This is a genomic window from Gammaproteobacteria bacterium (genome assembly GCA_015709615.1).
GTDB lineage: Bacteria > Pseudomonadota > Gammaproteobacteria > Burkholderiales > Nitrosomonadaceae > Nitrosomonas.
This window is the reverse complement of sequence record CP054179.1, coordinates 2,807,214-2,820,852: the sequence shown is the minus strand read 5'-3', so window position 1 is coordinate 2,820,852 and position 13,639 is coordinate 2,807,214. Positions and strand designations below refer to the sequence as shown.

At 49.5% G+C, this 13,639-nt stretch carries 11 protein-coding genes; 2 read left to right on the top strand and 9 right to left on the bottom strand.

The genetic code is table 11. The features are described 5' to 3' along the window. Positions 1 to 7: 7 nt before the first annotated feature. The 9 genes from HRU77_13435 to HRU77_13395 all read right to left on the bottom strand — a co-directional run bounded on the left by HRU77_13435 (position 8) and on the right by HRU77_13395 (position 9,662). On the bottom strand, positions 8 to 496 hold the full coding sequence (locus HRU77_13435) for a TlpA family protein disulfide reductase (protein QOJ21596.1): 489 nt from the start codon (positions 494 to 496) through the stop codon (positions 8 to 10). Between the two features lie 49 nt (positions 497 to 545). After that, a complete protein-coding gene (locus HRU77_13430) occupies positions 546 to 2,078 on the bottom strand; it encodes a 2-isopropylmalate synthase (GenBank protein ID QOJ21595.1) in 1,533 nt (510 codons plus the stop codon). Positions 2,079 to 2,306: 228 nt separating this feature from the next. Next, entirely contained in the window at positions 2,307 to 3,083 is a 777-nt protein-coding gene (gene pssA / locus HRU77_13425) for a CDP-diacylglycerol--serine O-phosphatidyltransferase (GenBank protein ID QOJ21594.1), read from the bottom strand. Positions 3,084 to 3,241: 158 nt separating this feature from the next. Beyond that, entirely contained in the window at positions 3,242 to 3,886 is a 645-nt protein-coding gene (locus HRU77_13420; protein QOJ21593.1) for a phosphatidylserine decarboxylase, read from the bottom strand. An 11-nt stretch (positions 3,887 to 3,897) separates the two neighbouring features. After that, the gene (gene ilvC / locus HRU77_13415) at positions 3,898 to 4,914 is read right to left on the bottom strand and encodes a ketol-acid reductoisomerase (GenBank protein QOJ21592.1); all 1,017 of its coding nucleotides are present in this window, start codon (positions 4,912 to 4,914) and stop codon (positions 3,898 to 3,900) included. Between the two features lie 119 nt (positions 4,915 to 5,033). Beyond that, on the bottom strand, positions 5,034 to 5,525 hold the full coding sequence (gene ilvN / locus HRU77_13410) for an acetolactate synthase small subunit (protein ID QOJ21591.1): 492 nt from the start codon (positions 5,523 to 5,525) through the stop codon (positions 5,034 to 5,036). Between the two features lie 8 nt (positions 5,526 to 5,533). After that, the gene (locus HRU77_13405) at positions 5,534 to 7,237 is read right to left on the bottom strand and encodes an acetolactate synthase 3 catalytic subunit (protein ID QOJ21590.1); all 1,704 of its coding nucleotides are present in this window, start codon (positions 7,235 to 7,237) and stop codon (positions 5,534 to 5,536) included. A gap of 64 nt (positions 7,238 to 7,301) precedes the next feature. Continuing rightward, positions 7,302 to 8,774 carry a metalloprotease TldD gene (tldD, locus tag HRU77_13400; protein QOJ21589.1) on the bottom strand — a complete coding sequence of 491 codons (1,473 nt, stop codon included), beginning with the start codon at positions 8,772 to 8,774 and terminating at the stop codon, positions 7,302 to 7,304. Between the two features lie 30 nt (positions 8,775 to 8,804). Continuing rightward, the gene (locus tag HRU77_13395; protein QOJ21588.1) at positions 8,805 to 9,662 is read right to left on the bottom strand and encodes a carbon-nitrogen hydrolase family protein; all 858 of its coding nucleotides are present in this window, start codon (positions 9,660 to 9,662) and stop codon (positions 8,805 to 8,807) included. A 230-nt stretch (positions 9,663 to 9,892) separates the two neighbouring features. Between HRU77_13395 and glnE the strand changes: the two genes are divergently transcribed. Together glnE and HRU77_13385 are read left to right on the top strand one after the other, a co-directional pair. After that, complete coding sequence (gene glnE / locus HRU77_13390) at positions 9,893 to 12,676, top strand: bifunctional [glutamate--ammonia ligase]-adenylyl-L-tyrosine phosphorylase/[glutamate--ammonia-ligase] adenylyltransferase (protein QOJ21587.1); 2,784 nt, start codon at positions 9,893 to 9,895, stop codon at positions 12,674 to 12,676. 192 nt (positions 12,677 to 12,868) lie between these two features. After that, positions 12,869 to 13,291, top strand: coding sequence for a prepilin-type N-terminal cleavage/methylation domain-containing protein (locus HRU77_13385; protein QOJ21586.1), 423 nt, complete (start codon positions 12,869 to 12,871; stop codon positions 13,289 to 13,291). Positions 13,292 to 13,639: the final 348 nt, after the last annotated feature.

Sequence of the window (13,639 nt, the reverse complement as noted above, 5' to 3'; positions counted from 1 at the left end):
TAATCGATCAGGGTTTCCGTCTGACATCCTTATTGCCAGTAGATTTTGATTCAATAAACCGTTCAATATCCTCCCGTGAAATAATCCCTTGCTGACGCGCAGCCGGATTTCCTTCCGGATCAAAGAAATACGTACTGGGCAGAAGCGAAACCTCATCCAATTGGGAAGCAATCTTGCGGTTACCTAGCACGATAGGATACGGTATGGCCATCGACTGCACAAAATCCGTCACCACCTTGGGATCATCGATATCCATCGCTATCCCGATCACTATCAGATCCTTGCGCTGCTCATACAGCGCGATCAAATCGGGAATCTCTTTCAAGCAAGGCGGACACCAGGTGGCCCAGAAGTTAACCAGCACCCAGCGCCCTTTGTAATCCGAAAGTTTATGAATTTTTCCGGTCACATCCTGGAATTGGAATGCATGAACCGGGAAGCTCAGCAACATGGCAGTCACATAAAATAATACGATTAATTTATATTTCATCTTCATGTCGCCTGCGCTTCCTTTCAATGATCAATCATTTCAGTTCTGTTCTCGGTTAAACTTGCGGATGCGCCCGTTCGAGCTTGCTGTGCAATTTGTTCAACGCGCTCAGATAAGCTTTGGCCGAAGCCACGACGATATCGGTATCCGAACCATGGCCGTTGACGATACGGTCGGATTTCTGCAACCGCACAGTCACTTCGCCTTGCGCATCGGTTCCGCTGGTAATATTGTTCACTGAAAACAATTGCAGCTTGGCTCCGCTTGACAACAACTTCTCAATCGCGCGGAAAGTGGCATCCACAGGGCCGCTGCCTTCAGACTCGGCGCGCATCTCCTTGCCGTCATCGGAAATCACAATACGCGCATACGGCACTTCACCGGTTTCGCAATGCACCGTAAGCGATATAAGCCGGTAGCGTTCCTGCAACACCAGTACTTCGTCGGAAACAAGCGCATGCAAATCTTCATCGAAGATTTCATGTTTCTTATCCGCCAATTCTTTGAAACGCATGAACGTGTTGTTGAGCATTTCTTCCGATTCCAGCTCAATCCCCAGTTCCATCAGACGATTACGAAAGGCGTTACGGCCGGAATGTTTTCCCAGCAGAAGTTTGTTCGTACCCCAGCCGACATCCTCGGCGCGCATGATTTCATAGGTCTCACGATGTTTCAGCACACCATCCTGATGAATACCGGATTCATGCGCAAAAGCATTGGCGCCCACAATCGCTTTATTGGGCTGCACCGGAAAACCGGTAATCCCCGACACCAGTTTACTGGCCGAGACGATATGCGTGGTATCGATTTTTGTATCACACGGAAAATAGTCCTGGCGGGTGCGCACGGCCATCACGACTTCCTCCAGCGAAGCATTGCCGGCGCGTTCTCCTAGTCCATTGATGGTGCATTCCACTTGGCGCGCGCCATTCATCACGGCAGCCAGTGAATTCGCGACAGCCAACCCTAAGTCATTATGGCAATGAACCGAAAAAACCGCTTTATCAGAATTCGGAATGCGCTCACGCAAATTTCGAATCAGCTTGCCGAATTGATCCGGCATGGTGTAACCCACCGTATCCGGAATATTCAATGTCGTTGCACCGGCGTTAATGACGGCTTCCAATATCTGGCACAGAAAATCGATTTCCGACCGGCCGGCATCTTCCGGCGAAAATTCAACGTTATCAGTGTACTGGCGCGCCCAATTCACCGCTTTAACTGCCTGCGCGATCACCTGGTCAGGCGACATCCGCAGTTTTTTCTTCATATGAATCGGCGATGTCGCAATGAACGTGTGTATGCGTGCTGCTTGCGCACCTCTCAATGCCTCGCCGGCACGCTGAATATCCGCTTCAATCGCCCGCGCCAACCCGCACACGATGCTGTCTTTGACTGAATCAGCGACTGCCTTGACAGCTTCAAAGTCGCCATTTGAAGCTGCCGGAAAACCGGCTTCGATGACATCGACACCCATGCGCTCCAGTTGCCAGGCGATGCGCACCTTTTCTTCTTTGGTCATGGATGCGCCAGGACTCTGTTCACCGTCACGCAACGTCGTATCAAAAATTATCAAATGCTTTTGCATTATGCTCTCCACTTGAGGAAGAAAACCTTAATGAATCATAAAACTCGTCATGCGAATTTTATCGGGAAGAAAGGGAAATAGGGGAAGAAATTTTAGCGCGCAAGGCGCAGTAACAGCTCCGCTAGAGCCATCGGAACCGGGATAAACTGCAGTGAATGGATATAACTTTTAGCAAACATGGTGGGCGGGACTATAAATAGTTTTTTCTTTCGATGCAAGAGGCAATCTTCAGGTGCCGGGTGTTTCGCTATTTTTCTTACCCCTGCCTAAACGCCATAATTTAATCGCATAACCGGAAAAAGCATAAGCTCCGAACAAAATAAACAATACCAACGGCGGATGGCTCGGAATCAATACAAAAAAGAACAGTACGATTAATAAGACCGTGAAAAACGGCACGCGGCGGCGCAAATTAAACTCCTTACCACTATAGTAAGGGATATTGCTAACCATCGTTAATGCGGCGAATAAAGTCACAATAGAAGCTAACCACTTAACATCGCTTCCTTGTATGTCAAAATTAATCGTTACCCAAACCAATCCCGCGATCAATGCAGCCGCTGCCGGACTAGGCAAGCCTTGAAAGAAACGTTTATCGACCACTGCGATATTGGTATTGAAGCGCGCCAGCCGTAAGGCCGCACAGGCGCAGTAAATAAAGGCAATGATCCAGCCCCATTGATCCATTTCCTTCAACGCCCACTCGTAAACGATCAATGCCGGCGCGACACCAAAAGAAACCATATCCGACAAACTGTCGTATTCAGCACCAAACTCGCTTTGCGTGCCAGTCAATCGCGCCACCCTGCCATCCAATCCATCCAACACCATGGCAATGAAAACGGCAATAGCCGAATATTCAAAATTTCCGTTCATTGCCTGCACAATGGCATAAAAACCGGCAAAAAGTGCAGCGGTAGTAAATAAATTAGGTAACAAATAGATGCCGCGCCGCCGCAACCGGGCCTTCAGTACGGTACGTTCTGGTAGAGAATCGGGCGTCATGAGCGTTTCATAAAAGGATAGGAATAACGGAAATCACACGAAAAATTAAAACACAACCTCCGGGAGAGTTCGATTTACGCCAGAAAGGGTTTTCGAGACACCGGCACACGCACAAAAATTATATTCGCATTACTCTCATCAGGCATCTGCCCGGCTTCTTAACGAAATTCCGCCAATACGGTCAGTGTCGCCGACACTTTGTCACCGATATTGACATTCACTTTAGCATCCAGTGGCAAATAAACATCTACGCGCGAACCGAACCGTATGAAACCGAACCGCTGGCCGCGCGCCAAATGATCACCCGGCGACACGTGACAAAGTATCCGCTTGGCGATCAAACCAGCCACTTGCACGCAGGTCACATCGGCGCCACGATCCGTTTTGATCCATAACGCATTGCGTTCATTTTCCAGCGAAGCCTTGGGTAAGTCTGCATTAATGAATTTACCGGGGAAATACCACTTGTTGCGCACCTCACCGTCAACCGGACTGCGATTGGAATGTACATTAAATACATTCATAAACACGCTGATCTTGAGCGCTTCGCGATCCAAATAAGGATCTTGCGTTTTTTCTACCGCCACAATTCTGCCATCCGCTGGCGCCAATATGGCATTTTGATTCGCCGGCACCTCGCGTGGCGGGTCACGAAAAAACTGCAAAACAAACAACGCAATCACCCAAAATGGAAGCGCCCAAAGCCAGCCGAGCAATTCTGTCGCACCAATCGCAACAGCAAATGCGATTGCGATATGTAACCAGCCTTCCCGGGCAATGATAGGATGGGGATAATGAGCCATAAAATTATTTTTTAGTTTTTACCTTGATCTACCAGCTTATTCTTCTTGATCCATGGCATCATATCGCGCAACTTGGCACCCACCTGCTCGATCTGATGTTCGGATGCAATGCGGCGGCTCGCTTTCAGAACCGGTGCGCCGGCTTGATTTTCCAGAATGAATTCTCGCGCATACTCTCCGGTTTGAATCTGACGCAGAATTTTGCGCATTTCCGTGCGCGTTTCGTCGGTAATAATACGCGGTCCGCGCGACACATCACCATATTCCGCATTATTGGAAATCGAATAGCGCATATTGGCGATGCCGCCCTCATAAATCAGATCGACGATCAGTTTAACTTCATGCAGACACTCGAAATATGCCATTTCCGGCGCGTAACCAGCTTCCACCAGCGTTTCAAAGCCGGCCTGAATCAATGCGGTTAAACCACCGCACAGCACCACTTGTTCACCGAACAAATCGGTTTCGGTTTCCTCACGGAAACTGGTTTCGATTACACCGCCGCGGGTACCACCATTAGCGGCTGCATAAGAAAGTGCCAGATCCCGCGCTTTGCCGGATTTATCCTGATGCACAGCGATCAGCGTCGGCACGCCACCGCCTTGCAAGTAGGTCGAGCGCACCAAATGCCCCGGCCCTTTAGGTGCAATCATGATGACATCGAGATCGTCGCGCGGCGTTACTTGCCCGTAATGCACACTGAAACCGTGCGCAAACGCCAGGGTTGCGCCTTTCTTCAAACCGGGCTCGATTTCCCTTTTATATACCGTGCCAATTTGCTCATCGGGTAATAGAACCATGACAACGTCCGCATCCTTGACAGCTTCGGCAACTTCCATGACCTTTAATCCGGCTTTTTCCGCTTTGCCCCAGGACAACCCGCCCTTGCGCAGCCCGACTGTCACTTTCACACCGGATTCGCTCAAATTGTTAGCATGCGCATGCCCCTGCGAGCCATAACCCAATATGGTTACTTTCTTTCCTTTAATCAGGGATAAATCTGCATCTTTATCGTAATAAACTTTCATTATTTTCCTTTTAAACAAAAATAGGATGGAAACAGGCAGTCAATTGAGAAAATTCTATTCAAGCGAATGGATTACTCTGGATTACCAGCCTCAAGACCGGGATTTTTCAACAACTTGAATTATACCTTTAAAATCCATTCTCCGCGCCCTATGCCGGAAGCGCCTGTACGGACGGTTTCCAAAACCGCGCTGCGCTCGATCGCTTCAAGAAAAGCATCCAGCTTTGAGCTTGTACCCGTCAGCTCGATGGTATAGGACTTATCCGTCACGTCAATGATGGAGCCACGGAAAATTTCCGCCAGCCGTTTGATTTCTTCACGATCCGGACCGACTGCGCGGACTTTGACCAGCATCAATTCACGTTCGATATGATTGCCGTCATTCAGATCGATGATTTTTACCACTTCGATCAGCTTATTCAATTGCTTGGTGACTTGCTCCACAACTTCATCGGATCCAATCGTAACCAACGTCATGCGCGACAAAGTGGGATCCTCAGTGGGGGCAACCGAAAGCGATTCAATGTTATAACCACGCGCCGAGAACAGTCCGGCCACGCGTGACAAGGCTCCTGCCTCATTTTCCATCAATAAAGAAATAATATGTCGCATTTATTTTTCTACACCAGAATCATTTCAGAAAGACCTTTGCCGCCCGGCACCATGGGGAAAACGTTTTCGGTTTGATCGGTAATAAAGTCCATGAACACCAGCTGATCTTTCAGCTTGAATGCTTCTTTCAGCGCATCCTCGACATCTTCCGGTTTTTCAATCTTCATGCCGACATGACCGTAACTCTCAGCCAGTTTGACAAAATCGGGCAGCGCATTCATATACGATTCCGCATAGCGATTACCATGGAAAAACTCCTGCCATTGTCTGACCATACCCATATAGCGATTATTCAAATTGATGATTTTCAGCGGTAGTTTGTATTGCTTGCAAGTTGACAATTCCTGTATGCACATCTGAATACTCGCTTCGCCGGTAATACACGCTACTTTCCCTTTCGGATTGGCAAGCTGAACCCCCATCGCGGCAGGCATGCCGAATCCCATCGTGCCCAGCCCACCGGAATTGATCCAGCGCCGCGGTTTGTCAAATTTATAAAACTGCGCGGCCCACATCTGATGTTGCCCGACATCCGAAGTAATAAACGCATCGCCTTTGGTGACATTGAACAGCCTCTCAATCACCATCTGCGGTTTAATAATTTTGCTGCTGCGGTCAAATTTCAGGCAATCCCGCTCGCGCCACAGCTCGATCTGTTTCCACCATTCTTTCAATGCCGCCTGATCCGGTTTCTCCTTTTCAGCTTTGAGCAGTTTGATCAGATCTTTCAGCACATCCAGAACATCACCGACAATCGGCACATCCACTTTGACGCGTTTTGAAATAGACGACGGATCGATATCGACATGAATGATCTTTCTGTTCTCGTTGAAAAAGTGCTTCGGATTGCCGATCACGCGATCGTCAAAACGAGCACCCACGGCGATCAGAACATCACAATACTGCATTGCCATGTTGGCTTCGTAAGTGCCGTGCATGCCCAGCATACCCAGCGACTGCCTGTCCGTCGCGGGATATCCGCCCAATCCCATCAGCGTATTGGTGCAAGGGAAATTAAGCATTTGCGTCAATTCGGTCAGTTGCGGTGCTGCATCACTTAAAATCACCCCGCCACCGGCATAAACCATCGGACGCTTGGCGCTAAGGATCAACTCAGCCGCCTTCTTAATTTGCCGCGCATTCCCTTTAGTCACGGGATTATAGGAACGCATGCTGACCTTATCCGGATAGACGAACTTGATTTTCTGCTGGGTTACATCTTTCGGAATATCGACCAGCACAGGACCGGGACGCCCTGTCGACGCGATATAAAAAGCTTTTTTAATGGTCAGCGCCAGCTCGGATATATCTTTAACCAGAAAATTATGTTTGACACAAGGCCGCGTGATGCCGACCGTATCGACTTCCTGAAATGCATCGAGACCAATGGCACCTGTCGGCACTTGCCCGCTGATCACCACCATCGGAATGGAATCCATATAGGCCGTGGCAATACCTGTCACCGCATTGGTGACACCCGGCCCCGAGGTCACCAGCGCCACCCCCACTTTATTGCTGGAGCGCGCATAGCCATCTGCGGCGTGTATTGCAGCCTGCTCATGGCGCACTAATATATGCCGGACTTTATCCTGCTTGAACAATTCATCATAAATAAACAATACCGCGCCGCCAGGATAGCCGAAAATACACTGCACGCCTTCTTCCTGCAGACAGCGGATGGTAATTTCAGCACCGGTTAATTCCACACTCATGCTTTTTGCATCCCAATATCAATTTCAACAAGTTATAAAAACATTCCAATTTATCATCGTACCGTCAAATCCCTGTCCCGCCGACAGTCAATCCGTCAATGCGCAATGTCGGTTGCCCGACACCTACCGGTACACTCTGCCCTTCTTTGCCGCACGTCCCGACACCCGGATCCAGAAGCATATCGTTGCCAATCATGGAAACCCGCGTCAACACATCCGGCCCGTTACCGATCAGGGTGGCCCCTTTAACCGGGTAGGTGATTTTACCATCTTCAATCATATAGGCTTCAGCAGCCGAAAAAACAAATTTACCGCTGGTAATATCGACCTGGCCGCCGCCAAAATTTGCCGCATACAAACCATGCTTCACGGAAGCGATAATTTCCGCCGGATCTTTGTCGCCGTTCAACATATACGTATTCGTCATGCGCGGCATCGGAATATGCGCGAAAGATTCACGCCGCCCGTTACCGGTAACCGGCAAATCCATCAACCGGGCATTCAGGCTATCCTGCAAATAGCCTCGCAGTATGCCATCTTCTATCAGCACAGTACATTGCGTTGGATTACCTTCGTCGTCGATGTTTAACGATCCGCGCCGCCGCAGGATCGTTCCGTCGTCGACAACGGTAACGCCCGGCGCCGCAACACGCTCACCGACACGCCCGGAAAAAGCCGAACTGCCTTTGCGGTTGAAGTCGCCCTCCAGTCCATGCCCAATCGCTTCGTGCAGCAGTATGCCCGGCCAACCGCTTCCCAAAACTACCGTCATCGTACCCGCCGGCGCCGGGCGCGCATCCAGATTGACGATAGCTTGATGGACAGCTTTTTGGGCGTAATCCTGCAAAATCTCATCGGTGAAATAAGCATAACTGAAACGCCCGCCACCACCAGCCATGCCCTGTTCCCGGCGGCCGTTTTCTTCCGCGATCACCTGCAGCGACAAACGCACCAGCGGCCTTACATCCGCTGCCAGCAATCCATCGCTGCGTGTTACCAGAATTACTTCATATTCGCCCGCAAGCGATGCAACCACCTGGGTCACGCGCCGGTCAAGCTGCCGGGTATACCGTTCCAATCGCTCCAGTAAAGCCACTTTATCCGCATCTTTGAGACTGGCTATCGGATCTTCCGGCAAATAAAGTTGTGTCCGCCGATCCAATGCGTTTCGTTTGGCAATCTGCACCGGATGCGAACCGCTTTGATTGGCGATGGCCCGCGTGGCCTGCGCCGCTGCTACCAATGCCGGCATGCTGATATCATCGGAATACGCAAACCCGGTTTTTTCTCCGCTGATAGCGCGAACGCCCACACCCTGCTCGATATTGAAACTGCCCGACTTGACGATGCCTTCCTCCAGCATCCAGCCTTCGGAGCGGCTGTACTGAAAATAAAGATCGGCATAGTCGATTTTATGCGTCAGTATTTGCCCCAATACTTGCTGCAATGCGGTTGCATCGATATCATAAGGCGACAACAGGCAGCGATCCGCGATCGCCAGAAAATCCTTTGAGTCTACTGTGTATTCAGCTGTCATTCTAAGTAGTTCTAATAATTGCGCAGGCAGTTAACAGGGTTGCAAAATGCGGTGATCCAGTGCGGGCAAGTTGGTTCGCAAACTGGTTTGATATTCGGGATCGATTGTCGCCACCACAGCTCCGGAACCGCGCGGCAAGCGCGCCATCACGACCCCCCAAGGATCGACAATCATACTATCGCCGTTGGTTTCACGCCCGTTGACATGATAACCGCCTTGACCCGGCGCGATCACGTACGCCATATTCTCAACCGCGCGCGCGCGCACCAGCACTTCCCAGTGCGCTTTACCGGTAATCGCCGTAAATGCCGCGGGCGCCAGGATAATATCAACTTTATTCATCAGCCGGAATAATTCCGGAAAACGCAAATCGTAGCATATCGATAAGCCGATGCGACCAAACGGAGAATCCACGGTCACCACTTTATCCCCGGCTTTAATGGTTTTCTCTTCGGCATAATGCTCATGCCCGAGCTGCAAGCCAAACAAGTGAATTTTATCGTAACGCGCAACTTGCTCACCGTTGTCTGCATAAACTAAGCAACTATTATAGACTTTGTCCGGTTCGGATGAGGTCAACGGCACTGATCCGCCTACCAGCCATATACTCAACCGTTTTGCCGTTTCACTGAGAAACTTCTGGATTTGTCCATCGCCGGGTTGCTCCCGGACCGCCAGCTTATCGGTATCCTTCATCCCCATGATACAAAAATACTCGGGTAATACAACCAGCTGCGCCCCCTGGGAGGCCGCATCTTCAATCAAGCGCGCAGCTTCCTCCAGATTCGCGGATACGCTCGGCCCCGAAGCCATTTGAATGGCAGCGACACGAAAGCCTTGGTGTTTTTTGTTTTCCATCGTTGCTTCTTGCTGTTTATTGTTTAACATAGTAGTTGATCGATTGTTCTATTATTCAAAATATTTCCATCAGGAAACAGGCGCCACCGGCAAGTTCTTTTATATTTGGCATTTTTCTTTTTTAATGTCACCCTGTTGAGAACAATGATTTCACTTAGCAAGCCCGATTCTAGCATTTACTCTGATAACGTTCTATTTTGATTTATGCTTAATCCGAAATGATTTGCTAATCTTAGCGTCTTTACACTTCGATCATACCGATGACCGCTCAACCAACCGTTGCAACACTGGCCGCCGCATTACCGTTCAGCCGTTATGTCCAGCGCCTATTGGACAGCGAACCGGCACGAAAAGTCACACTGCAGGAAACACTTCTATTTCCCTTCCGCAGGGATGAAATGCAAGCTTTTCTGGATTCGCAAACCGATCCAATTGCCGATGAGGAAGTGCTGCATCGCGTCCTGCGCGATCTACGCAAACACGTCATGCTCCGGCTGGCCGTGCGCGACATCAGCGGTCTGGCCGATTTAACCGAAGTCATGTCCTGCATGACCGATCTCGCCGAAGTTGCCATCAATTTTGCGCTCCGGCATCATGAAATGTGGTTGACGCAACCCGATCGCTTCGGATTTCCGCGCGGAGAAAACAGCAATGCGATTCAACATCTGCTGGTGGTCGCTATGGGCAAGCTGGGCGGCGGCGAACTCAACGTATCGTCCGATGTCGATTTGATCTTCGTCTACCCAGAAGATGGTGAAACCGATGGCGCCAAATCCATTTCAAACCATGAATTTTTTGCGCGCCTCGGCCGCAAACTGATCGCTAGCCTCAATGACCTGACCATCGACGGCTATGTATTCCGTGTCGACATGCGATTACGCCCGCATGGTGAAAACAGCCCTTTGGCCATCAGCTTCCCCATGCTGGAAGAATATTTCATCAAGCAAGGACGGGAGTGGGAACGTCATGCCTGGATCAAAGGCCGGGTAATTGCCAATCACACCGGCACGGATGCCGAATCGGTTTTGATGGAAAAAATTGTCCGGCCGTTCGTGTTCCGCAAATATCTGGATTTCAGCGCATACGAATCGATGCGCCGTTTGCATGCGCAATTGCGCAAGGAAGTCGAGCGCCGCGAAATGCACGACAACATTAAACTGGGCCCCGGCGGCATTCGTGAAATCGAATTTATCACACAAGTTTTCCAATTAATTCGCGGCGGGCGCGATGTGGATTTGTGTATCCGACCGACGCTCAGTGTCTTACAGCGCTTGCAAAAGAAGCAGCAACTCCCGGCGGAAACCGTCGCGGAACTCACCGATGCTTATCTGTTCCTGCGCAAACTGGAACATCGTCTGCAATATCTCGACGACCAGCAAACACAAACGTTGCCGCTGAATACGGATGATCAAAAACTGATCGCCACAGCCATGGGATTTTCAGGTTATGCGGCTTTCATGGAGCAGCTCGACATCCACCGCAAGGACGTAACGCGTCACTTTGAGCTCATTTTTGCCACTCCACGGAAATCATCAGCACATGACACCCTGGCTAATTTGTGGCAAACCGAAACACAGGATGTTTCGCAAACCGAAGCAGCCACCATGCAACTGAGCACGCTCGGATTCAGTGATCCGGTCAAAATCTCGGAACGGCTGCGGTTGTTTTATCAAAGCAGTTTTTATCAACAACTGCCTGAAACCAATCGTGAGCAAATCAATACCTTAATTCCCTTATTGATTGAAGCCGTGGCCGGGCTTCCGCCGGTTGAAACCACGCTGGAGCGCATGCTGCAATTGATGGAAAAAATCAGCCCGCAAGCATCGTATCTGGCGCTCCTGCTGGAACATCCGCACACCTTGCATCGCGTCGCGGAACTCGCCAGCATCAGCCGGTGGGCAAGCGACTATCTCGGGCGTCATCCTATTTTGCTGGATGAATTACTGCGGCAGGACGCTCCCCACCCCGTTCCTGATTGGCATGCCCTCAGTGACGAACTCGCTTATCAACTCAATCATGTCAATAACCCCAAGGATGATGTCATCGAGTGGCAAATGGATGTTTTGCGTCACTTTCAGCACGCTCAGGTCTTCCGGTTGCTGGTCACCGACCTGGAAGGCTCATTGTTGCTCGAAACCCTCAGCGATCATCTGACTGCTTTGGCCGATCTGATATTGGAAACAGTGCTGAACCTGGCTTGGAACGGCTTGAAAAAACGCCACCGGGAAAAACCTGCATTTGCAATCATCGGCTACGGCAAATTGGGAGGGAAAGAGCTCGGTTACGCGTCGGATCTCGACATGATTTTTCTGTACGACGACGATCATCCGGATGCCGCCGAGATCTACACCAAGTTGGGACAAAGCATCAATGCCTGGTTCACCCGCCATACGTCGGCAGGATTGTTGTACGAAACAGACTTGCGTCTGCGCCCGAACGGCGCTTCCGGCTTACTGGTCAGTTCAATGGAAGCGTTCGCGCAATATCAGCATCATCAAGCCTGGGTATGGGAGCATCAGGCATTGACCCGTGCACGCTTCGTTGTCGGCGACCGGCGGGTCGGCGAGATTTTTGAAAACACCCGCAAGGAAATCTTATGCAAGCCGCGCAATTTAATTGAGCTCAAACAGCACATATTGAAAATGCGTGAGAAAATGCTGGAAGCCCATCCGAATCCAACACCGCTGTTCGACATCAAACATGATCGCGGTGGTATTATCGATGTCGAATTCATCGTGCAGTATTTAGTGCTCGGATACGCCGGCCGCTACCCGGAATTAACCGGAAACATCGGCAATATCGCCCTTCTCAAACTGGCGGGGGAATTGGCACTCATCCCCAAAGAAACTGCCGAAAAAGCACGCTCCGCATACCGGGAATTCCGGCGCATTCAACACCGTTTGCGATTGAATGGCGATGCCGATATGACCGGCAATGCTCCCATTGATGGTCAAACTCAAAAATTCACCCGGGTGGAAGGCAGTCATATAACAGACAATCGCATGGCGGTACTGGGGCTATGGGAAGTAGTTTTCGGCAATTGAATTCACGCCAATCAAATGCCTGTTAATTCTTTAAAACATAACATAAAATATTCCTATAGATGCTTACAAACTGATTGAACTTTGATCTGTAACGATTGACTAATTATATGGTTTATAATTCTGGCATGATTCCTGCTTAAGACACTTCACACACACTTGGTGTGCCTTACTTAACCCAAAGGAGAACAACAAATGCAACAAGTACAAAAAGGTTTTACCCTGATTGAATTAATGATCGTTGTCGCTATTATCGGTATTCTGGCTGCTGTTGCGGTACCTGCTTACCAAACGTATACAACAAAAGCAAGATATAGTGAAGTTGTTTCAGCCGCAGCACCACTTAAACTAGCGCTAGAACTTTGCTATCAATCAACAGGATCTTTACTAAACTGCACGCACGGCGCAAATGGCGTACCTGCTGCAATTGGTGCATCAGGTCAAGTAACATCAGGCACTGTATCAGGCAATACGGCTACAGCAGCAGTAATCACTATGGTACCTGCAGCAACAAATGGGATATTAGCAGCTGATGATTTCACACTTACAGCTAGCATCGTCAACAACACAGTGCAATGGGCAAGAGCCGGTGGATGTTTGGCTAAGGGATATTGTTAATCTTACTTTCAAAACAGACATTCAATAGAGTTCAATTCGATTGCGATACTAATTTCAGATCCCATTGACACTCTACAGATAAAAGCCGCCTTAGGGCACTAAGGTGGCTTTTTTACTTATATGAATTCAACTTTGAATCACTTCACTTAAAAAAATCTGCGAAACTTAGATAAGCGCAAAACTCTGCTAGATCAGCTTCTTTAGCATCTCCATGCGTGCCAAATCATTGCCAGAGAAATGAAGGAAAAACAGCTTGAAGTAAGGTTTTTTGATTTAACTTTTGTAATCCGCGCTTCAATAAACTGAACGCCGACAGTTCTTGTAAATAATCGTATCAGCTTTCAGTTT

Coding starts and splice junctions, on each gene's coding strand:
- HRU77_13435 (QOJ21596.1), bottom strand. CDS start 496: ATGAAGATGAAATATAAATTAATCGTATTATTTTATGTGACTGCCATG.
- HRU77_13430 (QOJ21595.1), bottom strand. CDS start 2,078: ATGCAAAAGCATTTGATAATTTTTGATACGACGTTGCGTGACGGTGAA.
- pssA (QOJ21594.1), bottom strand. CDS start 3,083: ATGACGCCCGATTCTCTACCAGAACGTACCGTACTGAAGGCCCGGTTG.
- HRU77_13420 (QOJ21593.1), bottom strand. CDS start 3,886: ATGGCTCATTATCCCCATCCTATCATTGCCCGGGAAGGCTGGTTACAT.
- ilvC (QOJ21592.1), bottom strand. CDS start 4,914: ATGAAAGTTTATTACGATAAAGATGCAGATTTATCCCTGATTAAAGGA.
- ilvN (QOJ21591.1), bottom strand. CDS start 5,525: ATGCGACATATTATTTCTTTATTGATGGAAAATGAGGCAGGAGCCTTG.
- HRU77_13405 (QOJ21590.1), bottom strand. CDS start 7,237: ATGAGTGTGGAATTAACCGGTGCTGAAATTACCATCCGCTGTCTGCAG.
- tldD (QOJ21589.1), bottom strand. CDS start 8,774: ATGACAGCTGAATACACAGTAGACTCAAAGGATTTTCTGGCGATCGCG.
- HRU77_13395 (QOJ21588.1), bottom strand. CDS start 9,662: ATGTTAAACAATAAACAGCAAGAAGCAACGATGGAAAACAAAAAACAC.
- glnE (QOJ21587.1), top strand. CDS start 9,893: ATGACCGCTCAACCAACCGTTGCAACACTGGCCGCCGCATTACCGTTC.
- HRU77_13385 (QOJ21586.1), top strand. CDS start 12,869: ATGCAACAAGTACAAAAAGGTTTTACCCTGATTGAATTAATGATCGTT.